21 protein-coding genes and 2 pseudogenes are annotated in these 25,718 nt (G+C 34.7%); 11 read left to right on the forward strand and 12 right to left on the reverse strand.

The window, feature by feature from the left end; genetic code table 11:
- The first annotated feature begins 36 nt into the window (after positions 1-36).
- From AC1M9C_RS05280 to AC1M9C_RS05295, 4 genes are all read left to right on the forward strand, one after another.
- Entirely contained in the window at positions 37-1,233 is a 1,197-nt protein-coding gene (locus AC1M9C_RS05280) for an AAA family ATPase (RefSeq protein WP_481953335.1), read from the forward strand.
- A gap of 4 nt (positions 1,234-1,237) precedes the next feature.
- Positions 1,238-3,646, forward strand: a complete 2,409-nt coding sequence (locus AC1M9C_RS05285) for a S8 family peptidase (protein WP_481953336.1) — start codon at positions 1,238-1,240, stop codon at positions 3,644-3,646.
- 24 nt (positions 3,647-3,670) lie between these two features.
- A complete protein-coding gene (locus AC1M9C_RS05290) occupies positions 3,671-4,246 on the forward strand; it encodes a hypothetical protein (protein ID WP_481953337.1) in 576 nt (191 codons plus the stop codon).
- Between the two features lie 437 nt (positions 4,247-4,683).
- On the forward strand, positions 4,684-4,983 hold the full coding sequence (locus AC1M9C_RS05295) for a helix-turn-helix domain-containing protein (RefSeq protein ID WP_481953338.1): 300 nt from the start codon (positions 4,684-4,686) through the stop codon (positions 4,981-4,983).
- On the opposite strand, the pseudogene AC1M9C_RS05300 reads toward AC1M9C_RS05295, so the two are convergent.
- From AC1M9C_RS05300 to AC1M9C_RS05340, 9 genes and pseudogenes are all read right to left on the reverse strand, one after another.
- Positions 4,975-6,112 (reverse strand): annotated as a pseudogene (locus AC1M9C_RS05300) (IS3 family transposase). The gene AC1M9C_RS05295 and the pseudogene AC1M9C_RS05300 sit on opposite strands and share 9 nt — an antisense overlap.
- 179 nt (positions 6,113-6,291) lie before the next feature.
- Entirely contained in the window at positions 6,292-7,287 is a 996-nt protein-coding gene (locus AC1M9C_RS05305) for a phosphatidylglycerol lysyltransferase domain-containing protein (RefSeq protein WP_481953339.1), read from the reverse strand.
- Between the two features lie 9 nt (positions 7,288-7,296).
- The gene (locus AC1M9C_RS05310; RefSeq protein ID WP_481953340.1) at positions 7,297-9,840 is read right to left on the reverse strand and encodes an aminotransferase class III-fold pyridoxal phosphate-dependent enzyme; all 2,544 of its coding nucleotides are present in this window, start codon (positions 9,838-9,840) and stop codon (positions 7,297-7,299) included.
- Between the two features lie 12 nt (positions 9,841-9,852).
- Complete coding sequence (locus AC1M9C_RS05315; protein ID WP_481953341.1) at positions 9,853-10,872, reverse strand: acyl-CoA dehydrogenase family protein; 1,020 nt, start codon at positions 10,870-10,872, stop codon at positions 9,853-9,855.
- A 5-nt stretch (positions 10,873-10,877) separates the two neighbouring features.
- The gene (locus AC1M9C_RS05320; protein WP_481953342.1) at positions 10,878-12,047 is read right to left on the reverse strand and encodes an iron-containing alcohol dehydrogenase; all 1,170 of its coding nucleotides are present in this window, start codon (positions 12,045-12,047) and stop codon (positions 10,878-10,880) included.
- A gap of 10 nt (positions 12,048-12,057) precedes the next feature.
- The gene (locus tag AC1M9C_RS05325; protein ID WP_481953343.1) at positions 12,058-12,573 is read right to left on the reverse strand and encodes a hypothetical protein; all 516 of its coding nucleotides are present in this window, start codon (positions 12,571-12,573) and stop codon (positions 12,058-12,060) included.
- A complete protein-coding gene (locus tag AC1M9C_RS05330) occupies positions 12,566-13,468 on the reverse strand; it encodes a hypothetical protein (protein WP_481953344.1) in 903 nt (300 codons plus the stop codon). Before AC1M9C_RS05330 ends, AC1M9C_RS05325 begins: the two co-directional genes overlap by 8 nt.
- A gap of 392 nt (positions 13,469-13,860) precedes the next feature.
- Positions 13,861-14,664: an alpha/beta fold hydrolase gene (locus AC1M9C_RS05335; RefSeq protein WP_481953345.1), complete on the reverse strand. Its 804-nt coding sequence runs from the start codon at positions 14,662-14,664 to the stop codon at positions 13,861-13,863.
- Between the two features lie 4 nt (positions 14,665-14,668).
- Positions 14,669-15,427, reverse strand: coding sequence for an HD domain-containing protein (locus AC1M9C_RS05340; protein ID WP_481953346.1), 759 nt, complete (start codon positions 15,425-15,427; stop codon positions 14,669-14,671).
- Between the two features lie 582 nt (positions 15,428-16,009).
- Between AC1M9C_RS05340 and AC1M9C_RS05345 the strand changes: the two genes are divergently transcribed.
- Positions 16,010-16,924: an IS5 family transposase gene (locus AC1M9C_RS05345; protein WP_481953347.1), complete on the forward strand. Its 915-nt coding sequence runs from the start codon at positions 16,010-16,012 to the stop codon at positions 16,922-16,924.
- Between the two features lie 143 nt (positions 16,925-17,067).
- On the opposite strand, the gene AC1M9C_RS05350 is transcribed toward AC1M9C_RS05345, so the two are convergent.
- The 3 genes and pseudogenes from AC1M9C_RS05350 to AC1M9C_RS05360 form a co-directional block, all read right to left on the reverse strand.
- Complete coding sequence (locus AC1M9C_RS05350; RefSeq protein WP_481953348.1) at positions 17,068-18,915, reverse strand: hypothetical protein; 1,848 nt, start codon at positions 18,913-18,915, stop codon at positions 17,068-17,070.
- Positions 18,916-18,991: 76 nt separating this feature from the next.
- Positions 18,992-19,603 (reverse strand): annotated as a pseudogene (locus tag AC1M9C_RS05355) (magnesium chelatase domain-containing protein); the annotation flags it as partial.
- An 89-nt stretch (positions 19,604-19,692) separates the two neighbouring features.
- Positions 19,693-19,920 (reverse strand): accessory factor UbiK family protein, encoded by a 228-nt coding sequence (locus AC1M9C_RS05360; protein WP_035264082.1) that lies wholly within the window; start codon positions 19,918-19,920, stop codon positions 19,693-19,695.
- Positions 19,921-20,192: 272 nt separating this feature from the next.
- On the opposite strand from AC1M9C_RS05360, the gene glnK reads away from it, so the two are divergent.
- The 6 genes from glnK (at position 20,193) to AC1M9C_RS05390 (ending at position 25,694) form a co-directional block, all read left to right on the forward strand.
- Positions 20,193-20,531, forward strand: coding sequence for a P-II family nitrogen regulator (glnK, locus tag AC1M9C_RS05365; RefSeq protein ID WP_004650081.1), 339 nt, complete (start codon positions 20,193-20,195; stop codon positions 20,529-20,531).
- A 59-nt stretch (positions 20,532-20,590) separates the two neighbouring features.
- Entirely contained in the window at positions 20,591-21,985 is a 1,395-nt protein-coding gene (locus tag AC1M9C_RS05370) for an ammonium transporter (protein WP_035263878.1), read from the forward strand.
- Between the two features lie 138 nt (positions 21,986-22,123).
- Positions 22,124-22,588 (forward strand): transcriptional regulator NrdR, encoded by a 465-nt coding sequence (gene nrdR, locus AC1M9C_RS05375; RefSeq protein ID WP_035263879.1) that lies wholly within the window; start codon positions 22,124-22,126, stop codon positions 22,586-22,588.
- 31 nt (positions 22,589-22,619) lie between these two features.
- On the forward strand, positions 22,620-23,717 hold the full coding sequence (gene ribD, locus AC1M9C_RS05380; RefSeq protein ID WP_481586712.1) for a bifunctional diaminohydroxyphosphoribosylaminopyrimidine deaminase/5-amino-6-(5-phosphoribosylamino)uracil reductase RibD: 1,098 nt from the start codon (positions 22,620-22,622) through the stop codon (positions 23,715-23,717).
- Positions 23,714-25,006: a DNA adenine methylase gene (locus tag AC1M9C_RS05385; RefSeq protein WP_180028158.1), complete on the forward strand. Its 1,293-nt coding sequence runs from the start codon at positions 23,714-23,716 to the stop codon at positions 25,004-25,006. Before ribD ends, AC1M9C_RS05385 begins: the two co-directional genes overlap by 4 nt.
- 28 nt (positions 25,007-25,034) lie before the next feature.
- Positions 25,035-25,694, forward strand: a complete 660-nt coding sequence (locus AC1M9C_RS05390) for a riboflavin synthase (RefSeq protein WP_481953349.1) — start codon at positions 25,035-25,037, stop codon at positions 25,692-25,694.
- Positions 25,695-25,718: the final 24 nt, after the last annotated feature.

The raw sequence follows: 25,718 nt of genomic DNA on the forward strand, positions 1-25,718 counted from the left end.
TTTTATTTTTTGGAATAGAAAGCAATTAGGTGGAACATGCAACATTACTCAATTGTTGTCGCTATATGCCGAGCAGCACTACAAGTCGAAAATCCAGCCATATCAGGTCATGTTGAAAGGTTGATAAAAGCTTTGGAGAAAGATGAAGAGGTGGATCAAGTTGCTGGATTAAAAAAGCTTTTACAAGCTAAAAAAAAGAATATAGAAATTTTGCCGAGCAGAGTTGTTCTGTCATCAAATGCCTTAACAGGTGAGCAATTGATTCCAACAGTGAAGGCTCCTGTTGATAGAGAAACAAGCGCATCATTAGCCGAAATTATTTTTCCTAGCGCTAATCCTATAACTTTGCCAATTTTCGAAAGTGGATTAGCTTTAAGTATCAATAATATTTTGGATGAATGGAAACATGTCGATAAATTAAAGAGCAAGGGAATTGAGCCTGCATTATCTTTAATGCTCTTTGGAGCACCAGGTACTGGTAAAACATTGTTAGCACATCATATCGGTGAAACATTAGGATTACCAATTATTGTGGCTCGCCTCGATGGGTTACTTTCATCTTTTTTAGGTACAACTGCGCGAAATATTGCAAATCTTTTTGCTTTTGCAAATAGGTATAAATGTATTTTGTTGTTAGATGAGTTTGATGCAATTGCTAAGTTGCGTGATGATCCAAATGAACTTGGTGAGCTAAAGAGGGTTGTAAATACCTTACTTCAATGTCTTGATGAAAGAAGCAAGATTGGTTTTACAATTGCGATTACTAATCATGAATTACTTTTAGATTCAGCTATTTGGCGTAGATTTGATTTAAGAATTGAAATTCCAAAACCTGTAGCTTTAGCACGACGTACAATGTTGCAGAATCATTTTAATGATTTAATTAAAATAACTGATGTCCAATTAGATTTTTTAGTATGGTTATCAAAAGGTTATAGTGGATCGGATATTGAAAAATTGGCATTTTTTATTCAAAGAAAAATTGCCATTCTAGATAAAGAATTTCATTTTTTAGAAACAATTAAAGAATATTTGCGTTTGAATGCGAATACAAATAGCAATGAGCGAAAGCAAAAGGTATTAAGTTCACCTGAAGAATTAGCTCAAGTGTTGAACCATGATACTGAGTTAGGTTTTTCACAAATGAAAATAGCTCAATTATTTGGTGTAACACAACCTAAAATTAGCAAAATGTTAAATTCCAACAAAGATATCGTAGCTTTAGAAGGATAAGAATATGAGTAATAACCCAGTACAAATTGTCCTAAATACACAAAACTATGTGGTGGCCAATAATAAGCCACCAGGTGGAGGAAATAAGGATTTTTATGCTGGGCGTGATGAAGATTTTAAGACTCATAAACAAAATTTGATCGAAGAAATTCAATATCTTAGAAGTAGTAAAATGCTCAAAGATAATGAGGTTATATACGCTACTGTTGAATTACAATCAGCTGCTTGGGCTAAAAGTCATAAACCAACAGATAAACTTTTTCCTTTAAAAAAAGTACGATCTATTGGTGGTAATGAACTCGGACGGTTAATTGTTGAATTATCTGAAGAAGATCTCCAAACAGCTGAATTAGCTGTAATCGCTGCTGAAGAAAAAACAAATTGGGTAAAGGATAAAAAGGGTAAAACAGTTGCTAAACCGAGTGCTCAAAGGAGTGAGGTTGGTGCAATTACTACAATTAGAGCTTATTCAACCCAAGAGCGAAGAAATTTTACGACAGAGCAAGCTTGGAATTGGTTAAGTGATGCTAGAACAGGCGGAGCTTATTATATAGAGACGTTCTATTCAGCTGATTTTGTTTCACAAACTGTTAATGACAAGCAGAAGAGTCAGTCTTTAAAGCTATTGAGAAAATTTAAAGCTAGCTTAAATGCATTAGATATCCCAATTTCTGTAATAGAAGTGAATAAGGATTGGCTTTCTAACACTTTTTTTGTAATTAAAATGAATCGCCCAAATGGAGCAACACTTGAAGATCATGAGTCATTACTTGCCTTTTTAGATAATTCACAAATTGTCAGATCTATCTTTCTTCCACCAATTTTACAAGCATCTAATGAATCCACAGTTAATGAATCTGTTTGTACTCTGAATTTACCTCAAGCAGGTAAAAATTATCCTGTGGTTGGAATTATTGATTCTGGTGTTGCTGACATTGCTGCCTTAAATTCATGGAGTATTGGAAGTTCTGATTTTGTATTTCCAAACATGAAGAAAACTGATCACGGTACATTCATTGCAGGGCTTGTAAGTGCTGGGAAAAAGTTAAATCCCTTACCTGAATTAGAAGAAAGTGAATGTAAGTTTTATGATTTGGGGATATATCCAGATGAAAAGAAATTTTCATATTACTACCCAAATGGGTTTATTGACTTTCTTGAGCAGCTTGAAATTGAAATAGCAGAAGCAGTTTCACAAGGAGTTCGTATTTTTAATATGAGCTTGTCTGTTGAAACTTTAGTTGAGGATACTCGCTATAGTTTATTTGCAAATACAATAGACCAGATATGCGATAAATATGATGTTATTTTTGTATTGCCAGCAGGCAATTTAGATCAAAATACTGTAAGAAAACCGTGGCCATCAACTGATAAAGATGCTTTGCAAATGCTTGCAGAGTATAGACACTCAGGAAAAGATAGAATTTTTCAACCAGCAGATAGTCTACGTTCTATTACAGTAGGAGCGTTAGATCCAAGCTCAATGACAGGTAATATAAAACCAGCTCAGTATACTAGAAAAGGACCTGGTCCATCATATGGAGCAAAGCCTGATATTGCACATGTGGGGGGAGGATTAGCAAAATCACATGGTCTTTATTCGATAAGTCCTGACGGTAATTTATGTCAAGGTTGCGGTACTAGTTATGCTGCACCGTTAGTAGCAAAAACTCTTGCAGCACTAGATTTTGCAATTGAGGGGAAAGTGCCTAGAGAGGCTTTGAGTGGATTGTTATTACATAATTCTGAAGTACCGCAAATATTACAAACGAAGAATTTAAAAAGAGTAGCAAAAGATTATGTTGGGGTTGGATTACCTCAAAATGCAAGTTCATCACTATTGTTAAATAATCATGAAATTACAATGGTGTTTAATGGTGAAATAGGTCATAGACAGCAAATGGTTTTTGATTTTGCATGGCCATCTTGCCTAGTTACTCCAGAAGGTAAATGTCAAGGTAGTGTGAAAATTACAACAGTGTATCGCCCTCCAATCGAAAGAGAAAATGGCGCTGAATTCGTCTTAGTCAATATAAACACATGGCTAAGACAAGCTAAAATTGATAAAAACACTGGAAAAATTTCTTATCGTGGAATGATTAGAAATGAAAAAGCAGATAGTGGCTTAGAAAAAGAAAGAATTGCACAAGGAGCTAAATGGTGGCCAATCAAACAATTAAATGACGTATTTATTGAAGGTGTTGGACAATCTTCACAGTGTCGTTTGGTAGTAGAGCCATTAACTAGAGCAGATTATGTGATCAAAGAGCCTATACCATTCAGTATCATTGTAACTATTAGCGATCCTAATCAAATAGAAGATGTATTTAATGCTGTTAGGAGCCAGTTACAGTCAGAAGGTGTACAACTTTCTGATATTAGAACAGCATTGAGACCTCGTTTAAAGCCGTAAAATAATTTAAAAATAGTGAATTGAATGACTGAAAAAATAGATTTGACTGATGTAATACTGAGACAGGCAACATTAATATCTTTATTTGTTGTTTGCTATTATGCAGTTTTTTATGTAATAAGATTAGTTTCTGAAAAATGTGTAATAGAGTTGAAGAGTAATACTTGTGTTATAGATTATGCTGTTTTTTATTTATTGTTCGTTTTATTGTTATTTGTAGTCCTTACGCTTTATGTATTTAAAGGTTTAAAAGGGATAGTTTCTGAAGATATAGAAAATCAAGTATATTTAATAATCTTAACAATTTATTTTACTTGCTTTGAAATAGTGGGTTTAATCCTTACAGCAAATTTAACAGGTAAAGTAGCGATGCTAGTGTGGTTAAATTTTCCAATAATTTTATTTGGTAGTTATTTTTATTCTGCCTTAAAAATAATTAACGTTGATTTAAAAAAAACTAGTGATAAGGATATAGTTGCTACTATATTTTCAATATTTCTATTTTTTTCATTAAATATTTTTGGTTTTATGCAAGCTAAAGAACAAAGTTTTGATAAAAATAAAAAAAAAGAACCTTTACTTGATGTGAAAAAGGAATAGCTTTTAGATTGGGAAGTTTTTCAAAACACTTCCCTAAAAAAAAGATAAGTTAATTTCTGATCGAAAAAACTATAAAAATCAAGGTATAAAATTTTTATTAAAGTTTAAGTAAATTCATGGTAAGTTATCTCTTTGATGAGATTTAGGTTTTTGAAAAATAGGATTATAAACTTTCTGTTGGCTAAGTGGTTTTTTTATAAACTTGAATGTAACCTATATCGTACAGATATCGCTATAAAATGAAATTGATTAAAATCAATTTATGATTTTTACTATTCAAAAATGTATTAGTGGTTTTAATTTTTGTTTGTAGAGAGATGTATGGATAATATACAATTATCAAAAAATATTAGATCTCTTTCATAAATCAAAAAACGATCTATCCCTTGCTGACTATTTGTACCGAATAATTTTAAATATTCATGCATAATTTGCGAATGAAATACATCGACTCAAAGAAGCTTTCTGAAACACAGTTTAAGCGATATACAGGCATCTCATGGTCAACCTTTGATTTAATGGCTGAACAGCTAAAAATGCTTGTACCTGCTAAAGGTAGACCATCTAAGTTAAGTGTAGAAGATCAAATCCTTCTGTGCTTAAATTATTGGCGTGAATATCGAACATTGTTTCATGTCGCAACGAGTTATGGTGTGTCAGAGCCTACTGCTTCAAGAATCGTCCGCCACGTAGTGGACTGCTCCCAGTATCCTAGACACGAGACAGCCTCATTTTGAAGCTGCCTCGAATGCTTCTGGGCTCATTCCGTCGAGGTGCGAATGACGCCTGATTCGATTGTAAAACATCTCGATATAATCAAACACATCTGCACGCGCTATTTCTCGTGTTTTATAGATCCTCTTTTTAATTCTTTCCTTCTTTAAGCTGCTAAAAAAGGTTTCGCAACAGCATTGTCCCAACAGTTTCCACGACGACTCATACTTGGAACTAAATTATGCTTCTGACAGAATTTCTGCCAGTCTCCACTGCTGTATTGTGAGCCTTGGTCTGAGTGTATGATCACAGGTTCATTCGGTTTGCGTCGCCATACCGCCATAAGAAGTGCATCTAAAACGATATCCTTGGCAAGCGCAGGTTTCATTGACCAACCGATGACTTTCCTTGAATATAAATCGAGAACCACCGCCAGATATAACCAGCCTTGCCAGGTGCGTATGTAGGTAATATCAGTTACCCACGAGGTATCAGGTGTGTTTACAACAAACTCTCGATTTAAATGGTTAGGTGGCACAATCTGAGGACGACCACGACCATAACTTTTATGCTTCTTATATCCTCGAACAGCGGTAATGCCATTGTCTTTCATGATCTTCAACACACGATTAGGTCCACAGCTTTCACCTAGCTCTTTAAGATCCAGCGTAATGCGACGATAACCATAGATGCCATAACTGGCATCATAAGAAGAACGGATTAGTTGTAATAACCGTCTATCTTCAATTGTTCTGCCTGATTCGGGTTCATGTAGCCAAGCATAATAGCCAGCACGAGCAATCTTAAGAACTCGACACATCGTTTTAATCTTAAATTGATGGCTGTATTCCAGAATAAACTGATACTTTACTCGGGCAGGCTTGCAAAGTACCTTGCGGCCTTATTTAAGATTTCCCGTTCCTCTTCAGTCTGTTTAAGCTGACTTTTAAGGCGAAGGATTTCTTTCTTTGCCTCGAGCAATTCATGTTCATCAGGGCTGTTGCGTAAAGGTTGCACTGCCTTTGGCCATTTATAAATGCTGTGTTGTGATACGCCTAAACGTTCTGCGACATCAGTGACAGAATATCCGCGTTCAGTAATCAATTTAACAGCTTCATCTTTAAACTCTGGGGTGTATCGTTGTCCACTCATAATGTTCTCTCCTATGCAAAAAGAATAGATGATATTTGTCTAGGAGAGTGGTGGCAGTCCACTTTACAGATATAAATTTTATGAAAATCTATAGGGGATAATCAATCTAATTTATGCAAAGATATTAACTATTGAGTTTTTTTTAATAATCTTTCATCATTAAATTTTTGTAAAAGTGATCATATACTATTCGTTGAGCGTAGTAGAGTTAAAAGAGATTTGATAGCTTTCCCTTGAGGAAATGCAATATATTCATAATCAATTATTTGTGGTCGCCAGCTCATTTTATATTGCCGTTGTGAACGAGCGGGATAGACAACACCACCTTTACTTTCCATAAATCTCATTATCTTATGAAAAGTAGGAGAAGAATTAAAGTTCAAATTAGGCTGTAGTTCCACCAAAGGTGTAAACCCAAAATTCAGATAATCTAAATCCTCTAATTCATTGAGTGCTTTTTGATTGATTAGCTGCATTACTCCATCTTGAGTACCTGGGGCCTTACGTGTAATGTTATGAAACCATCCCTTAAACTTACCAAAATTTTTACTATATATAATATATGCTATGACCTCATTTTCCTTATTAGCTATATAGAGTTTATGAAGTCCAGAATCTAAATTTAATGCTTCGAAATCAGTAACCAAATTGGTTAAATGTTTAGTTTTTTTATCTTTTAACCAAGATTTATTGATCTCTTTAAGCCTCGGTTTAAGAATTTCAAAATTAACTTGGTCATCAATTCTTTCTACTGAAACACCACTTTTCTTAGCTCTATTAATTTTATTACGTAGTTGTTGGAACTTCTTTCCTTCGAGTGAATATTTTTTAATATCAATTGTATAAGATGCTCCTAATTGATTGATCAATAATGAGTTTCTTTCAAAGAATGGAATATCCTCTTTAGGGAAATGTAAAAAAAGGTATTGGTATTTCTTGTCTTTACAGTATTTTAAGAAGTTCTTAAGTGTTTGTTCTTTATCATTTGTGCTTGCTAAAATTCCCCCTAGACTGATCAAAGTATTTTTGTATTGAAAAAAGGCTATAGCAGATTTATCAGATATAAACCACGTAAGATTTTTTTCAAAAAGCAGGGGTGATACTGAACTTCCGCAAAGATTTAGAAGTTCTGTATCAATTAGTTCATTAGTATGTAAGGATCTAATAGAAAACATATTTAACTCTTATTTTAAGTTGTAATTGACTGACTTAAAGCCTTGTTTTTTTGATATATTTAAGATACTGCTTGCTTTTTTGAAATCTATACTTTTTCCAATACTTTGGTGTTCTTTTGTATTATCTAATGCCAAGGCAATAGTTTCTGATAAACAAGCTAAATTAATTCCAGGCGGGGCTTTTACCATATTACAGTCGCTATAAAACACTTCGTTAGGTTGTCTAACTAGACCTCCCTCATAGATTTTGAAGTCTTCATCATTTACGAAGTCAAACGGTCTGGCAGCATCAAATACTAAAGCAGATTTTTTGAGATATTTAGTATTCAGGAAACCCTTACCTTCACTTGTAGCTGAAATGACTGCATCTGCTTTCGAGAAAGCAATTTGATAATCGACTTCCACAGAAACTCCTAACTTAGAAATATCATCAACTAACTTATGAAAATTGATCGTCTTATAATCAGTAATGTTTAGATAAGAACTTAATTTATCAAAAAAGGAATTTTTTGAAATTTCATAATCTGTAGTTAGACAGCTCTGTATTAAATAAGGAATAATTTCTTGCTGGATTTTTAATTCACTTCCTGGCCGACCTACCAATATTAAATTGCCATATTTGTGGGCCACTCCTGAAACAGCTATTTTTCCTACTGATCCTCTTGCTCCCACAATAACCGCGTATGCATTTTCTACATTTTTATCTTCTATTAGTGAAAATAGGCTCTCTACTGTAGAAAGAGCAGTAAGTGAATTCCCATTAGTAACTGTAAGGTTATTGGTATAAGGTAAGATGCTAGTTCCACCATTAGCGATTACAGATGTGTATGCGCCTAACCCTACCAACTCGGCACCATTTTCTTCAGCCACTTGCAGGTATTCAAGCATTAGTTCTAGTTTCTCTTTTTCATTAAGTCGCATCATATCTTTTGGACTAAGTGGGGAAAAGATAAACATTCCATTTGCATATGTCTGATCGTTGTATACAGTAAAAAAAGCGCCTACATCAGGGCTGTAATCGATGCGAGCAATATCTAGAATTTCATCCGCAAGTTGCCGAAGTTGTTCATCATTAAAATTTTGTTTAATTGAATAAGGGAATGTATTTACTAGATCTTCAGCGGAAGTAGCATGAATGAAGAAAGCAAAAGTTTTACCGGCATTTAAATTTTTATCTTCATTTTTATAGTAAATTTCAGCTATTTTAGAGTCCTCTACATATGAAACTGGAAATGAGATACTCAAATCTGGTAAAGAATCTTTATTTATATCTATTAAATTTCCGAAAAGTAAATCGTAACGCCCATTATTAATTATTATGCAAATTTCTTCTAAAGCATGAATAAAACGATCAATATCATTATAATTAATATTTAATGGAGGTTCAAATCGAATTGAGCATGGTTGAGACAATAAAGGCATTACAAATATGTTATGATTTTTTAAAAGAAAACCACAAATAATATAAGCTAAACTACCATTGTTTTGACAGAAATTAACTAATATATTTTGTTGAGCATTTTTATTGTAAAATTCAAAGGCGCGCATTAAACCCTTACCAGTAAATTTAATAATATCTGAATATTGATCAGTAATGTTTTCTATACACTCATCTAAATACTTACTTAAATTATTCACATTTTTATATATATTGTTCTCAGGATTATTCAAATAATTAATCACATTTAGAGCAATTGTTGCTGAAAGGGAGTTATTAGCAAATGTGGAGCTATGTTTTTTATCAAAGTTAAAATCATAGAACTGTTCTTTATAAATTACAGCACCAATAGGTACAATTCCACCTCCTAACGCCTTTGAAAATAAAATACAATCTGGAAATATTTTATATTTTTTTGCTGCACAGAAATCACCTAACCGTCCTAAGCCAGTTTGAATTTCATCAAAAATCGACATTGTCCCATGTTGCTCACAAAGTTCGACTGCCAGTCTTAAAAACTCACATGAAGCTGGAATCATTCCTCCTTCACCTAGTACTGGTTCAACAATGAAAGCAGCAAATTCTTTTGTACTTAGTTTGCTAATCAGAGTATGTATATCATTTAAATTCACATATTCGTAATTATCACTGTCATGAATATAAGGCATTTTGAAGCGATTTGATCCGCTTGCAGATAAGGCTGCAAATGTTTTACCATGGAAACCTTTAAAAATACCAAGTACCTTACGCCTACCAGTTTTAATACGAGCCAGTTTCAGTGCAGCCTCAACTGTTTCAGCTCCGCTATTAGTAGTTATACATCTTGAATAATGATTGGAGTTAACCGACTCAATTAAAGCTGTAGCAAATTCCTCAACTTTTGGATGAATATTAGGTTGTATGAAGTTAGCTTGGTTAGAAGAAAAATAATTTTGGATAGCTTCTTTTAGAAAGTCTGGATTATGTCCAAAAGGTACAGCCCCGTATTGTGCTAAATAATCATAAGCGATCTTACCATTAGGCAAATAAAAAATATTATCTTTAGCGGATTGAGGACTAAGGCTAATTTTAAATTTATTTAGAAGATTTTGCCGATATTCATTAATCTTATACATTTTTTTTCTCTTTTAAACAAATTGATTATAAAATTGAAATTTACCTGTTGGATGATATTTTAGCATTTCGATATGATTAACTAATTTTAAAATTAATGGATTTTTCATTACTGTTATTCCACCAATGTTTTGAAGCACAAAAGTTTTAATGTTATCCAAGTTTTTTTCTATTATGTATCTTAAATTTAGAACTTCACTTAAGCTCTGTTCGGTAAGAGTATTTTCAGAACATATTTTATTTATTTGAGATAAAATGGTGGTATTAATATTGTTGAATTCAACTAATCTAATTTTTATATGAGGGATATTAGTTAGATTTTGGGGAATAATATTCATTAATTCTTCAGCTATGCCAATATATGAACTTACTGCAAAATAATTAAACAAAGATAAGCCATAAATTAAACATAATGACAATTCATCATCTTGGAGAATGGAAAGCTCTTCTTCTCGTAAACTTACGTTTTCAAATATTACTGCTTGGTTGTCACAATATTTGAAAATATCTAAGTTCCAAAAAGATTGTACTGAAATTCCCTCTCTTTTAGATGGTAAGTTAATTAATTTCAGTTTATTATCTAATGCTGTTGATAAAACATAAAAATCAGAGATACTTGATAAAGTACAAGGCTTCTTTTGACCATTTAAGATAAAAAAGTTATTAGTGTTAGTAATTTCAGAAGATGGATTAAAGACATCTACGCCAGCATTTCCTTCTGCAAATGCTGAGGCAACTAATGCTTCATTTTGATGAACTTCTTTCAAAATTTGAGCTGAGTTTCTGAAAATCTCAGGATATTTAGCTAGAACTAGAACAATATGGTGATGCATCGTCAATGCTATTCCCAAACTTGGGTCTAGTGCTGCATTTTTACGAATAAGATCAGAAAGGGACTTTAATGATTTTTGTGACTCGTTTGCCTTAGTAGTTAAAGAAACCGATAGTAGTTTATTGTTTTGCAGATATGCTTTTAAACTATCTTTATCTTTAACTACTATGTCTTCAGAATTATTTCCTTGTATTATATTCATTCATCTCACCATGCTTTTTCCAAGATTTCAATAACTTCATCCTTTGTAGGTTTTACTGGGTTATAAATTATGGAACCATCGACCAAAGCTTTTTTTGCAATAAAATTAAAATCATCCATTACCACTTTATTGGTTGATCTCAGCTTAGAGGGAAGTTTAGAAATCTCTTCTAAGCTTTCTTTTAATTGATTAAGTTTCTTTATTAAGAGTTCCGCACGAACCTTTTTACTGCTGGATTTATACTCATTTTCTGTTAAAAAAAGTAAAGAGAGTTCACTTAATTCATCTAAAATGTAATTTTTATTAAATTCTAAGACATGTGGTAGAAAGATACTGCAGCATAAGCCATGAGGAACTTTAAAATTAACACCTAATGCGTGTGCTAAAGAATGTGTTAAGCCAACCATTGAATTAGAAAATGCCATTCCTGCCATAGTAGATGCTTCTGCTAGAGCCAATCTTGACTGAAGGTTCTGAGAGTCTTTCATCACAATAGGTAGATTAAGTAATATCTTTTTAATTGCTGAGAAAGCAAGTTCTGATGAAATCGGATTTCTACCGTTGCAAGTATATCCCTCAATGCAATGTGTTAAAGCATCCATTGCTGTCATTGCTGTAATATACAACGGTAAGTTTAGCGTCATTAGTGGATCAAGTAGGGCATAATCAGCCATTAAATATCGTGAGTTAAAAATTAGCTTCTTATGTTTATCTGCAACTACTGCAACAGCAGTAACTTCTGAACCGGTACCTGCAGTTGTGGGAATGATGATAGAAGGTTTTAATCTATGAGGAAGATTATTTACTCCTTGGTATTTTTCGAGATCACCCGGTAAAGTGACTGTAATATTTAATGCCTTAGAAGTGTCAATTACAGATCCGCCGCCAATTGCAATGATCAAATTACAGCTATGCTTATTATAAAGTTCGCGTGCATTGTAGACTGCATCAACACTACCATCAGGTGGAATATCATCGAATAAAACAAATGGAATATTATTTTCATTTAATACATTTATTACAGGCTCATGAGCGTTCGCTGCTGAGATTCCTTTATCTGTCATGATGAAAACACTAGATCCTTCAAGCTTATGGATGATATCTGGTAAGCGTTTAAGTGTTTCTATTCCAGATAGTATTCTTACAGGGCTAAAAAATTCATAGTTATTAAACATTATTTATATCTCAGATTAGTAAATTAGTTATAAAATTAATTTTTTTACTTAATGGAATATGCTCATGCTTAGCAACAATGTTCTTAGCAATAAATGAAGGTAATAGGTTGGCTTCAACGATTTCTAGACAATTGATAAAACGTATAGCTAATGAAGCATCACCGCTTGTTAAAAATCTATTATTTGCCACAGCTACTGTATTGCTCTCTTGGAGAGTTAATATTTTAAATGCCAGAACAGGATGTTTAACTACGATTGCCAAGTCATATTCTGTTATAGATTTCTCAACTTCTTTAATAAGATGAAGAGAATTATTCCTGACTTGTAAAACGATAAATCCATTTTTTAGATAATTAATTTTAAATAAAATTTTAGCCCCATCTCTGAAGTCTTCAAGCTGTTCTTGAAGTGCATAGTTTTCTTTACTCGCTTTATCTAAAATATTACCAATAATTATCAAAGTACTGTTTAAATATAAATGGATAATATGAGTAGAAGTTATATTAATTAATTTATTTTTAATCATCAAGTTGGATCCCTATATAATCAAGTCTTGATTTTTGCATTTGATAAACCATTGAGTTGGAAATTTCAAGACGCATCTCAGAGCTTGTATCTTTAAGCAATACTCCATCAATTAAATAATAATCTTCGATTAAGTGTTTATTTTCTTCTATCCCTTGCTGATAAAGAGATTCTCTTTGCAAAATAATATTTTGAATATTAGAGTTATTCCAGATATTCAAGCCTTCATGAATGCATTCTTGGAGACTATTTTTAATTTCTGGATTAGTGTTTACTTTTGATTTAAGAATTTCTGCACATATTGTCAGATGCCTAATCTCATCAATATTTGCATATCTTTGAATTTCAGATGCTTTTTTATAAAATGGAAGCCATTTAACTTCACTTAATTCTGCTGTTGGCGCAAGGATACCTTCTAAAATAATTGTAATAATGCTAATACCCGCATAAAAATCATTTTTATCAACCACCCACTTTTTAATAAAATCCTGAAAAGGAATCACAACTTGTTGATGAGAATGGTTTAGTACTTCAGCCATCTCCTCTAAAGGGTTTGTAAGGGTTAATAGACCATTGTCTTTAAGATAGGTTCTAAAAAGATAACTATGATGAGTTTCATCAATTAGTAGAGTGTTTAAAAAGTCATACTCTTTTAATGAGGGTGCAATTTTTACAATATCTAGAATTGCTTTAGAAGCATAATACTCTGTTAATGATTTAAAGCTAAGCTCTTGTTTTAGTGATTCTTCTAAATAATTGTTATTGAATTGAATATCTTCTTTAAAAGTGTCTATCTTATGTTCATTACTTTTGATGGTGAACCAATCATTCAAAATATTACTTTTAACTTTTGCTTCTGTATTTGTAGCTTCTAATAAAAAACCAGATAAATTCATAGTAACTCAATCCGTTAGATTAATTGTTGGGGTTTTAAAAGTATCTTTTTCTTCTTTTGGAAAATTACCAAGTAAACCTCTATCAAGAAATAAATGCGTATATAGAGCTATAAAACTATAATCATTTTTGACGAAATATAGCCAGATTAGACTTATAATTGTTATAGTGACAAAGCTGTGACATAAATTATAAAGTTTATAGAATATTTTTGCGGTATTTTCGTCACCCTTAAATAAATTCCATATTCTTCCTGGTATATATCCAATTAAATCAATCAATAAAAAAAAGACCATATAATAAATAATATTTATTTGATTAAATAAAATTATTGTTAAAATTATTGTGATAAAAAAAAGATAACAACTCTCTTTTTTAAGGAAATGAATTTTTTTTAACATAACTCACCAATATTTTTTTGAATTATATTCACTATTTTTTTTGGGTCTTTAAGCCAAATACTATGTTTATTTCCTTTAATATTTTCTTCTAACTCAATACTTTCGACTGAGTGATTATCGAACATTTCGGCTAGTTTTTTTGTTGACCGCAGTGGAGCAAAATCATCACCTTTAATGTTAATAAAATAAGCCTTAGCTTCGGATAAACTAGAAGTTTTTAAATAGTAGCTATAATTACCTGTAATAGCAGTGTGGCACCAATCTTTAATTAAAGTCTTAGCCTCTTTAACTCCAAATCCAATTTTATAACCTGGTAGATAACCATATAAATTTGTTAGAATTTTGAATAAGCCCACAGCTTTCAGAATAGTGAACTTGCCCAGACCATCCCAATTTTTATAATGGATGTTACCTGTTGCAATTCCTATAACAGGTATTTTTTTATCGATTGAATATAAAGTTGCTAAATGGCCACCAAGGCTGTGTCCAAGTAAGATAATATTTTTTGTATTAGCAGAACTAATTAACTGGGGCACAAAACCCTCTACTAAATCTGCGTATCCGTAGTCCTTGCCTCTTTCAATGTGAGGTTGATTTTCTCCACAACAAGGATAATCTGCAGCTACTACATTAAATCCATAGGTATTTAATTCATCTATAAAATTTTGATACTTTTTAATTGGTACACCAATTGCTGGCAATAATATAAAAGTTATATTTTCAGATGTTGATTTAGCTGCTTCGAATTTTTTTACTATAACAGGGAACTTATTATTAAATAGAAAAGTTTGATTCATGGCTTTATTCTCCAAATGGATTCATTGAAATCATCATTGGTAGACCTAACTGCGATAAGAATTTTGTTCGCGAGCTTTTAACAGTTTTTCGCTCTTCTGCTAATAATTTTTTGAATTCTGAGTTAAATCTTAGACGTGGATACTTCTCTAGAAGTTCTGATCTATAGTCCTTGGGTAAGGTGAAAAATTTATCACCAACAACATCACAAGATGCACCTTGTTGAAGAAGAATTACTTCTGATTCATTATCTTCAGATATATAGCCATTCATATGCATGCATATGGCATCTTTGACAGTTTTGATTTTGTTTTTATCGTAATTTAAGATCATCGCTCTCTTTTCAAATTGCGTTGAGCTTTCATATGTAAAACATTTACAACCTTTTGATTTTTTATGTGTATCCGTAAGGCCAATGTCATGATACAAAGAGGCTAATAATAAAACTTCTGGGTCATATTTTCGTTGATCTTGAAGACCTATCGCAGCACCCCAAAAATAGGTTCTCCATGAGTGATTGATAAGAGTACTAGGAGCTTTCTCATTCAGCTCATTTGTTGCTTCAACGATAATCTTAGTATCAGGAACTTTTATATCTTCTAAATTTATATTGCTTTTTGAACTCCCAATATGAAGTTGAGCTTTCATTACACCAAGCATACTAGGTAAAAGGATTGAATTTAAAAGTTTAATTTTTTCCTTAGTATTGAGATGTCCATTTGTTGATTGCATCCATTCAAAGCTACCAATTTTTTTTATAGGCATTTTTTTTCCAAAAAATAGAGTATTTGCTCTAAATTATTGTAGGCAGATAATTTTGTCAATATTGTAGATTGATTCACACATTTCAAAATTTTATTGAAAATTGTTTATTAAAAATGTTTTTTTGTCGTATATTTATAATTTTACAAATAAATTTAAAACTAAGTCTTGTTTTTCAGTTATGCCACATGAATGTTCTAAAGTGATGATTTGTTTAGTAAAACTATATAGTATGTTAGATTTTGTAATTTTTAGGAGGTTACCAGTAGTATACATATTTTATTTTTTAGGCAGTAAGTAAAACATACATTACTAGGTTAAGAAAAAGCGCGTCAAATCACATGTTTCTTGATTGAATGTCTCCCAATTTGGTAGTAATTATTTTGGATCTATTAAAATCAATTTTTAAGAATAAAAGTTAATGATTAAAGTGAAAATGTGGTCACCAGCCATCTAGATTCTTAGAAAATAATTAATCTTAACAATCATATTTACATTAAAAAACATAAATTTAACAAACTACTAAGGAGAGGCTTTGTTGCAGAAAGCTATTCTTAAGGGCTTCTTCAGCCATATAATTTTCAAATGAAGAAGCCTACACATAAAATCTACCGCACAACCAATTGGCCCGCATATAACCGAGCACTCATTAATCGTGGAAATATTGCCATTTGGTTTGATCCTACTACGCAATGGTATGCTCTATCAAAAGGCAAACAAGGACGAAATCAAACCTATTCCGACGCAGCCATCCAATGCTGCTTAATAATTAAATCCTTATTTCGTCTGTCTTTACGTATGGTCACTGGCTTTGTGCAAAGTCTGATTAAACTTTGCGGATTAAATTGGACAGCGCCAGATTACAGTACGCTTTGTAGAAGACAAAAGTATATTGATATTGCAATCAGCTACCAAAAAAGTAGCTATGGGCTGCATCTACTCATGGACTCTACAGGCTTGAAGTTTCTAGGTGAGGGCGAATGGAAACGCAAGAAACATGGACCTGAATATCGTCGCCAATGGCGTAAGCTACATATTGCTATAGATGCTGAAACTCTTCAAATACGAGCTATTCAGCTCACAACCTATAATATCAGTGATTCACAGGTACTAGGTGATTTACTTGATCTTGATCAGATTCCACAAGATGAGCAGATTGACTCTGTTTATACCGATGGAGCTTATCACACCAAGCAATGCCGTCAGGCCATTGCAGATCGGCAAGCGCATGCGGTGATTCTACCTAGAAAAAATGCGAAACCATGGAGAGATACAAAGAGCAGCTCGCTAGAGCGAAATGAATTGCTTCGAACAGTTAAACGTTTAGGTAGGACACTATGGCAAAAATGGTCAGGCTATCATCGCCGAAGTTTGGTTGAGACTAAAATGCACTGCATCAAATTATTAGGAGATAAACTCAGTGCAAGGAGCTTTGATAGCCAAGTCAATGAGGTTCATGCACGTGTAGCAGTCCTCAACAGATTTACGGAATTAGGTTGACCACTTACCCAAGTTACGCCTTAAATTTAGCTCAATTAGGGGCGCTTTGCCTTTCAAATTTTTGTGCAACGAATCTGTATCTATTTGAAAATTATATAAATTTAAATTTTATAGACCCTCTAGTTTATTTGTGGAACTGAGGCTTAGTGGCTTTCTAGTTTTTTTATAATTATATCTGCAAATTGTTCGATAGTTCTATTTTTATGATGCCTTGTTGTTATACGTCGTAACTCAGGCATTATGCTTGTTGAAGGCCAAGAGTTTTTTATTGCTGTAGCTTTCAAAAATTTTGATAATTCGAGTTCATCAAGTTTTATTCTTGTTTCATTATATATAGCTAAGGTGCTTTGTCCTGTTTTTTGAGCTCCACCATATTTTCTTTCAATTTCTATCAAATAAAAAAAACAAGTTAGAGTTTTAATTTCAAAGATAGCGATAGTTCGTGGTGTCATTGGCTCTTGTGTTATTAAATGCCAACTTGAGCAAGGTGGTAATATTTTTGGAAAAAAAGTCAGAAAATCATCGCTTTCATCTATTCTTTTTATGCGCCCATTAAATGCTGAAACTGATTGAATGTCCCATTGTTTTCTTTTTAATCTGATTAAATTAACCATTTTAAGAAACGTGATTAAATCTGTTTCAAGTTCTTCTGAATTAATGGTTTCGATTTCTACTCCTGTTTCATTTTCTTTTACTGAAAGTGCTCCTGTATTTGTTTCATTTGAATGCGTTCCATCACCTGTTCCAAATTGTTCAAAAGGAATTTTTTCAACTGGAATACGACTTGTAGTTTTATATTTCTGTGTTTGTTTTGGCTTTTCGTGAAGCCATTTGCTTTTTAGTGCTGTGAACCTGTTTTTGTAATTGATATTGAACTCTAGTGGGATTGAAAATTTTGGTTCCTCCTCATTTGTTACATTAGCTGTATCATCACTTTTTTCATCTACAATTGCTTCTTTTTGATGGGGTGGTGGAACTTTTATTAAGGAAGGGTCGTTTGAATTATCCCCCTTTCTTGGGTCTAAATCTCTATCTATAGAAAGAAAATCAAATGGATACGGTGCAGAGCAAGACTCTATTCCGAGTACTAGATTAACCCATTTTTTTTGCTTGTTGCAAAGACTAGTTAACTGAATAGGCTTTGCATAGGCTTGTAATTCAGTGACGCCAAGAAAAGGAAAACTGATGTCTATGTGGTTTTCATATAAATTTTTTTGTGAAAATGTTCCTGCATTATTAATGTTATTAGTAATTAATTTACGATGGAAATTTTCTATTTGTTTAGCGCAATTAGGGTCAAACAACCATCTTGAAAAGAACCAAGCATCATTAGAGTCACATTTGTGCTTTAAGTTCAAGAAAGCTTCTCCGTAAGGTTTTAGTGAAGAATCATTCTTATCAATGTATTGAGAAAAATCATTTTTGAATACAGCTTTAGTTACTTTTGTTGAACATGAATAGTAAAATCTAAATAATTCAAAAGTTGGGATAATCAAGGTTTGATCTGAAGTTAGGCTATTAATTATTATAAGTTGTCCTTTAGCGCACTCTTTAAAGTTAGTACCAATGTCAAAATAGATTTTGGGTATAGGTCTGTAAACAAAATTATCTATATTAATTTGACCTGAAAAAGTGATTTTTCGAACGGTATTAGTATCAATTGTGACTTTGATTGATTTTAATGGTAATTGTGAAGGAAATAGTGGTGATTGGTAGCCAGGATAATTTAGACAATAACCTTTGTGCCAAATAGAGCCTATTCTAAATAGAGGGAATTGCCCTATTCCAAGCCAAATTTTTTCTGTATTTCCTGTTCTTGATTTTGAGTGAAGGGCATTTCCTTCGTAACTAGTTAGTTCGCTAAAATGAACTAGAACTTTGGGCTCACTATCAATATTTTCATTTCTTTCGACGGTTGAAACCCAGTCTAATCTCCAAAAACTTTCATTTTGTGGAAATTTTTTGAATTTCAGATATGTGATTTTTGCCATATTATTATTAGTTTATTTGCAATTATTAACTTATATTCGCATTTATTTATGTATATTCGCAAATATTTTTGTTATTTACAGCACGTCTTGGACGTAATTGACCTTTGACATCAGCGAGATCAAATCGATTTTTTTGAGGTTGGATCGTTTTATTCGCTAATATGGGTTGAATTGGACTCGACTGATCAAAGTGCTGGCAAACATCTTTTAAAGATTTGGCTGTATACACCTCAAAATTGGGAAGAAGTGCTGCATCATCCAAATTACTCACAGGAATCATTAACTCATGACCTGCGGTTTGACATGCCATTGCGATCGTCAAAGTTCCAGTTACAGGTCTTAACAGACCATCGAGTGCCAATTCACCTATAAATTCAAAACGGTCAATACTTTGATCATGTAGTTGCCCTGAAGCGATTAAAATCCCCAAAGCAATAGGTAAATCAAGCCTTGAACTATCTTTGGGTAAATCAGCAGGGGCTAGATTGATCGTCAGCCGTTTGGTTGGAAATTGAAAACCGCTATTAATGATTGCAGAACGGACACGATCCTTACTTTCTCGAACAGCAGCTTCTGGAAGACCTACAATGGTGAGTGAAGGTAATCCTTGGCTGACATGAACCTCGACTTCAATCAGTGGTGCATGTAAACCAAGAAGACCTCGGGTATAAATTTTTGCAAATGACATAAAACTGAACCATTATTATATTATTTTTAGAATTGCTTTATTTTTAATCACTGACTTTGTGTTTAAGCACTGTATTGGTGCAATGTTGCTTATTTTTGATCGGAAATTAAGCTTTCTAGTGATTTTAATTGCGTTTGAAGTTCTGTTAAACGGGAATTGGCATTGTTTAGTGCAGTTTTCTGACGTTCGATTTCTTCTTTAGAAACCAAATCCATTTTACTAATCGCTTCGTTTAACAACGCTCTCACATTTTTTTCTAAATCTTTTTTGGGTTGGTCAACCTGTTCTAAGATTGCCTGTAATAAAGTTTCAATCATAGTTCTTCCGAATAATAAGTCATCAACATTGAAGTTTAACATCCGTTTTGGATTGACCCTAGTGTTAACTACATTTCATAGGTTAAACCAATAAGAACATAAAAAAAATCCATCAAAATTCCCAATATTTTTAGAACATAAGACCGTGTAGGCGTATAAAATAGGTTATAAATAAGTTCATGCTGGCTGATTAATATCCCCAACCATTATGAAGTTTGGCATGAAATTTGAACATAAAACCTTACTGGTGAAAAAAGCCGAAGGAAAACAACATGAAACTCGTAACAGCAATTGTAAAACCATTCAAATTAGATGACGTGCGTGAAGCACTCTCTGAAATTGGCGTTCAAGGGATCACCGTAACTGAAGTAAAAGGTTTTGGTCGTCAAAAAGGTCATACTGAACTTTATCGTGGTGCTGAATATGTGGTTGATTTTTTACCTAAAGTAAAAATTGAAATCGCAATCAGTGACGAAATGGTTGATTCAGTGATTGAATCAATTACACGTGTAGCTAGTACTGGCAAAATTGGTGACGGAAAAATTTTCGTGACGAATCTAGAACAAGTTATCCGTATCCGTACTGGTGAGACTGGTGCTGACGCAGTTTAATTTGGCATGAAGTTTGCTGAGTAGCGAATAACTCACAAAAACTAGGTTGGGGGATACGAATGAAAAAAATGCTAATGGCGCTGAGCTTGTCTGGCGCACTCTTAGGTGGTTCTGTCGCATGGGCTGAAGAAGCAGTGTCAGAACCAACTTCTACTGAAGTTGCAGTTGTTGAAACTGAGGCTTCATCTACAGATTCTAATTTGGTTGAAACATTACCAGCAGCTCCAGAAGAAGCTCCTGCTGAAGAAGCGGCAGTTCTTGATACGGGTGACACTGCCTGGATTTTAGTTTCAACTGCACTCGTTTTACTCATGACCATTCCTGGTTTAGCGCTGTTCTACGGCGGTATGGTACGTAAAAAAAATGTCTTAAGTACCATGGCACACAGCTTTGTCGCTGCTGCAGTGGTCAGTATCGCTTGGGTGGTGGTTGGCTACACACTTGCTTTTGGTGAAGGTAATGCCTTTATTGGAAGTCTAGATAAATTTATGTTGTCTGGTATCACTACAGAAGCATTGAGTGGAACAATTCCAGAAATTTTATTTGTCATCTTCCAAATGACATTTGCAATCATTACCGTTGCCATTATCAGTGGTTCTATTGCAGAGCGTATGAAATTTAGTGCTTTTGTTGCGTTTATCGCAATTTGGGTGGTGGTTGTCTATGCTCCTATTACACACTGGGTATGGGGTGGTGGTTGGTTAGGTAACGATGGTGCACTTGATTTTGCAGGTGGTACAGTTGTTCATATTAACTCAGGTGTTGCTGGTTTAGTTGCGGCGTATATGCTTGGTAAGCGTATGGGGCTAGGCAAAGAATCAATGGCGCCACATAACCTCACATTGACTGTCATTGGTGCGAGCTTAATTTGGGTCGGCTGGTTTGGTTTCAATGGTGGTTCTGCATTAGGTGCAAATGGTTCAGCAGGTTATGCATTGGTTGTTACTCAAGTTGCTGCTGCCGCTGCTGCCATTTCATGGTTAATCACTGAAAAAGTCGTTCGTGGCAAAGCTTCAGTGTTGGGTGCGGCATCAGGTGCGGTAGCTGGTCTGGTTGTGATTACGCCAGCTGCTGGATTCGTGACAGTAGGTGGTGCTTTAGCGATGGGCTTAATTGGTGGTGTCGTGTGCTTCTGGGGTATTACAGCATTAAAACGTGCATTGAAAGCGGATGACTCATTAGATGCCTTTGGACTTCACGGTGTTGGTGGTATCGTTGGCGCAATTCTAACCGCATTCTTTGCAAGTGAGTTCATCATGGGCGATGCAGCACCTACAAACGTATTAAGCCAATTATGGGTACAAGTTGAAGGTGTTCTTGCAACAATCGCTTATTCAGCAATCCTGACATTCATCATCTTAAAAGTCATTGATTTAATCATCGGTATTCGTGTTGAGTCAGACGATGAGCGTATGGGTCTGGATTTAAGTCAACATGGTGAGCGTGTTGAATAACGATTAAACACAATAATCAATATATAGTGTGAAACAGCCCTTTGGGGCTGTTTTTTTTCTATATATTGATGAAAGCTCAACATGAGCAGAATTTTTTGATACACTTGGTGCAAATAGAATTTGTTCAATTAAACCGCTATGCATTGTCCATTTTGCAACGCCGCTGATAGTAAGGTGATTGATTCACGTTTAGCTGCTGAAGGCTGCCAAATTCGCCGTCGTCGTGAATGTATTAGTTGTAATGAGCGTTTTACAACTTTTGAAAGTTTTGAAGTGGTGATGCCTCGTGTCACCAAGTCTGATGGTAAAAATGAACCTTATGATGAAGCGAAACTTCGTCGTTCACTCATGCATGCTTTACAAAAACGTCCCGTGACACAAGAACAAATTGAAACGGTGGTCAGTGATATTCAACTTCAAATTCGTCGACTAGGTGAACGTGATGTTCGTTCTCGTACAATAGGCGAAATTGTAATGAAGGCTTTATTTGCCCTTGATCATGTCGCATACGTACGTTTTGCCTCTGTATATCAAGATTTCCAAGATGTAGAAGCATTTCGCCGTCAAATCGAACAAATGCAACACCGAGATCAAGAACATTAATCTCGCCCCAAATTCAACTTCAAGGTTATGAATGTCTGAGTTCTCGCAACAACAGATCGATCAAGATCAAATGTGGATGCGTCGTGCAATAGCATTGGCGAAGCAAGGTCAATATTCGACAAAACCAAATCCTAATGTAGGTTGTGTCATTGTCAAAGACGGACAGATCATTGGTGAAGGTTTTCACCCCCAAGCTGGGCAACCACATGCCGAAGTGTTTGCACTTCGTCAAGCAGGGGAGCTAGCACAGGGTGCAACGGCATATGTCACACTAGAGCCTTGTGCGCATTATGGTCGAACTCCTCCTTGCGCGAAAGGCTTAGTAGAAGCGGGCATTGCAAAAGTGATAGTGGCTTGTTCAGACCCTAATCCATTGGTTGCTGGTAAAGGTGTGGCTATCCTACAACAAGCAGGTATAGACGTTGAAGTCGGGATCTGTGAGTTGGAAGCGCGTCCTTTGAACTTAGGCTTCTTTAAAGCTATGTCTAAGGGATTACCTTATGTACGTTTAAAGGTCGCGTCGAGTCTCGATGGTCGTACAGCAATGGCTTCAGGGGAGTCGAAGTGGATTACAGGTGAATTGGCACGTCAGGATGTTCAACATTGGCGTGCAATTTCTGGTGCAGTGATCACGGGTATTGAAACAGTGTTGGCTGATGATTGTCAGTTGAATGTTCGAGCTTTACCGAATATTGAATTAGAGCGAGTTGTGCAGCCTAAACGTGTGATTTTAGATCGTCAAGGTCGCTTACCTTTAGATGCTAAAGTGTTAGAGAATCCTGATACTGTCATGGTCATGGGGCCATTTCGAGCAGAGCTTGCACAACTTGGCGTGATTCAACTCGAAGTGCAGCCCTTAGTTGAATTGCTAAAAGTCTTAAAAGATTTTCAAATCTATGATGTGATGGTGGAAGCTGGTGCAACCCTATCTACTGCATTTTTGCAGGAAAATTTGGTAGATGAATTGATTAGTTATATTGCACCTACACTATTAGGTCAATCAGCTCGTCCAATGTTTAATGCTGAATTTAAACAAATGACAGAACAACTCCGTTTTAAACTTCAAGATGTAACTCAGTTAGGTGATGACATCCGTTTAAAATTAATCCCTGATCAAGAGTCGCTATGAGTACAGAGTCAACGGTTTATCATAAACGTCGCCATGCAGCACGTACGACAGATGAGTATTTGTTTAATCAACTTGTGCCTTATTTAGGCAACAAGCGTCGTTTATTACATTTGATTCTTGAGGCATTAGAAAGCACTGGAACTTTGAATACGAGTTCAGGTCGAGCGCCTATCTTTGCGGATTTTTTTGCTGGAAGCGGTGTGGTTTCTCGTTTGGCTCGTCAAAATGGCTACCGAGTAATAGCGAACGATTGGGAGCCTTACAGCCACGCACTTAATCATGCCATATTGTCATGTACTGAAGCTCCTGCTTTTAAAGAATTAGGCGGATATCAGAAAGCAATTGATTATCTTAATCGCTTGCCTGAGGTCAAAGGATGGGTGACACACAATCTCTGCCCTCGTAATGATGAAATCTATGATCCTTCAAGAGACCGTTTATTCTTCAAACGCCGAAATGGCATGCGCATTGATGCAATTCGCCAACAAATTGCAACTTGGCAAGCTCAAGGTGCAATTGATGATGTGGAAATGAGCGCTTTACTTGCACCTTTATTGTATTCAGCAAGTTTTGTGAGTAATACGTCAGGCGTATTTAAGAGTTTCCATCACGGCTGGGGCGGTAAAACTCAGACGGCTTTAGAGCGAATTGAATCATTACTATGGCTGACCCCAAGTCGTTTTTGTGAAAATTCAAATCTGACAGGCCCAGCGGCTGAAATGTGGTGTGTGGATGCTCAACATTTAGCAAATCAAATGAGCGGTTTCGAAGTCGATGTGGCATATTTGGATCCACCCTATAATCAGCATGCGTATAGTAGCAACTATCATGTATTGAATGCTTTGACTTTATGGGATCAGGTAGATTTACCAAGTCCAGATACTAAGGGTTTCAAGAGCGGAATCGACCGTGCTTGGCGTAAAGAACGACCAAGCCCATACAATTCTTCTAAACATGCCAAAGAAGCGTATGAAAAGCTTTTGCAAACCATTAATGCACGCTATATTTTGACCAGCTATTCAACAGATGGAAATATTGAGGCTGGTGATTTACTTAAAGCGAATTTAGAGCGTGGACGAGTCACAATTTTGACTCAAGATGTTCCAAGATATCGTGTGAGTAAGCAGCGTCAGTCTGAGCGTGCGCGCGTTCTTGAGTTTATCGTGATTACAGACACGCACGCAAAATCAGGACCGCCAATTCGACAGTTACTTGGTCAGTTACACCACTATGCTGAATTGGGTGGTGTTGACACTACAGGCGTCGCTGAACAATTGGATTTATGGTAAAAATAGAACAAATTTAAGAGTACCCATTATGTTTACAGGCATTGTTGAAAGTTTAGGAAAAGTCGAAAGTTTACAAAATGTAGGTGGTGATATCCGCTTGCGTATACAGACTGATCTTGATATGTCTGATGTTCACTTGGGTGATTCAATTGCGACCAATGGCATCTGCTTAACTGTTATTGCATGGGGTAATCAATGGTACGAAGCAGACGTGTCACTTGAAAGTATTCATCGTACAACTTTATCGAGTTGGAAGGTTGGGCAAACCGTCAATGTAGAAAAAGCGATGTTGCCGACAACTCGCTTTGGTGGTCATATTGTCAGTGGACATGTGGATGTTGTTGGTGAAATTACAGTGCAACGTCAAGATGCACGTTCACTCTATTTTGAGGTAACGGCCCCGCCTGAAATTGCAAAATATTTAGCGGAGAAAGGTTCTATCACAGTTGATGGAATTAGTCTTACAATCAATCATCTACGTGGCAATGTGTTGAGTTTAAATCTTATTCCTCATACTGCAGAGCGGACCAATATTAGTACGTGGAAAGTCGGGACTAGAGTAAACTTAGAAGTCGATGTACTTGCACGATATATTGAACGTTTATTGCTTGGGGATAAGGCTGCTGAGCATAAACCTGAGTCTAAATTAAGCATGGAATTTTTAGCACAGAATGGTTTTTTACGTTAAAAAATGATTAAAATAGAAAACAGC

The organism is Acinetobacter sp. 24-47-39, from assembly GCF_056783825.1.

Excerpts from the sequence above, each read along its gene's own strand:
- AC1M9C_RS05280 (WP_481953335.1), top strand. The coding sequence starts at position 37 with ATGCAACATTACTCAATTGTTGTCGCTATATGCCGAGCAGCACTACAA.
- AC1M9C_RS05285 (WP_481953336.1), top strand. The coding sequence starts at position 1,238 with ATGAGTAATAACCCAGTACAAATTGTCCTAAATACACAAAACTATGTG.
- AC1M9C_RS05290 (WP_481953337.1), top strand. The coding sequence starts at position 3,671 with ATGACTGAAAAAATAGATTTGACTGATGTAATACTGAGACAGGCAACA.
- AC1M9C_RS05295 (WP_481953338.1), top strand. The coding sequence starts at position 4,684 with ATGAAATACATCGACTCAAAGAAGCTTTCTGAAACACAGTTTAAGCGA.
- AC1M9C_RS05305 (WP_481953339.1), bottom strand. The coding sequence starts at position 7,287 with ATGTTTTCTATTAGATCCTTACATACTAATGAACTAATTGATACAGAA.
- AC1M9C_RS05310 (WP_481953340.1), bottom strand. The coding sequence starts at position 9,840 with ATGTATAAGATTAATGAATATCGGCAAAATCTTCTAAATAAATTTAAA.
- AC1M9C_RS05315 (WP_481953341.1), bottom strand. The coding sequence starts at position 10,872 with ATGAATATAATACAAGGAAATAATTCTGAAGACATAGTAGTTAAAGAT.
- AC1M9C_RS05320 (WP_481953342.1), bottom strand. The coding sequence starts at position 12,047 with ATGTTTAATAACTATGAATTTTTTAGCCCTGTAAGAATACTATCTGGA.
- AC1M9C_RS05325 (WP_481953343.1), bottom strand. The coding sequence starts at position 12,573 with ATGATTAAAAATAAATTAATTAATATAACTTCTACTCATATTATCCAT.
- AC1M9C_RS05330 (WP_481953344.1), bottom strand. The coding sequence starts at position 13,468 with ATGAATTTATCTGGTTTTTTATTAGAAGCTACAAATACAGAAGCAAAA.
- AC1M9C_RS05335 (WP_481953345.1), bottom strand. The coding sequence starts at position 14,664 with ATGAATCAAACTTTTCTATTTAATAATAAGTTCCCTGTTATAGTAAAA.
- AC1M9C_RS05340 (WP_481953346.1), bottom strand. The coding sequence starts at position 15,427 with ATGCCTATAAAAAAAATTGGTAGCTTTGAATGGATGCAATCAACAAAT.
- AC1M9C_RS05345 (WP_481953347.1), top strand. The coding sequence starts at position 16,010 with ATGAAGAAGCCTACACATAAAATCTACCGCACAACCAATTGGCCCGCA.
- AC1M9C_RS05350 (WP_481953348.1), bottom strand. The coding sequence starts at position 18,915 with ATGGCAAAAATCACATATCTGAAATTCAAAAAATTTCCACAAAATGAA.
- AC1M9C_RS05360 (WP_035264082.1), bottom strand. The coding sequence starts at position 19,920 with ATGATTGAAACTTTATTACAGGCAATCTTAGAACAGGTTGACCAACCC.
- glnK (WP_004650081.1), top strand. The coding sequence starts at position 20,193 with ATGAAACTCGTAACAGCAATTGTAAAACCATTCAAATTAGATGACGTG.
- AC1M9C_RS05370 (WP_035263878.1), top strand. The coding sequence starts at position 20,591 with ATGAAAAAAATGCTAATGGCGCTGAGCTTGTCTGGCGCACTCTTAGGT.
- nrdR (WP_035263879.1), top strand. The coding sequence starts at position 22,124 with ATGCATTGTCCATTTTGCAACGCCGCTGATAGTAAGGTGATTGATTCA.
- ribD (WP_481586712.1), top strand. The coding sequence starts at position 22,620 with ATGTCTGAGTTCTCGCAACAACAGATCGATCAAGATCAAATGTGGATG.
- AC1M9C_RS05385 (WP_180028158.1), top strand. The coding sequence starts at position 23,714 with ATGAGTACAGAGTCAACGGTTTATCATAAACGTCGCCATGCAGCACGT.
- AC1M9C_RS05390 (WP_481953349.1), top strand. The coding sequence starts at position 25,035 with ATGTTTACAGGCATTGTTGAAAGTTTAGGAAAAGTCGAAAGTTTACAA.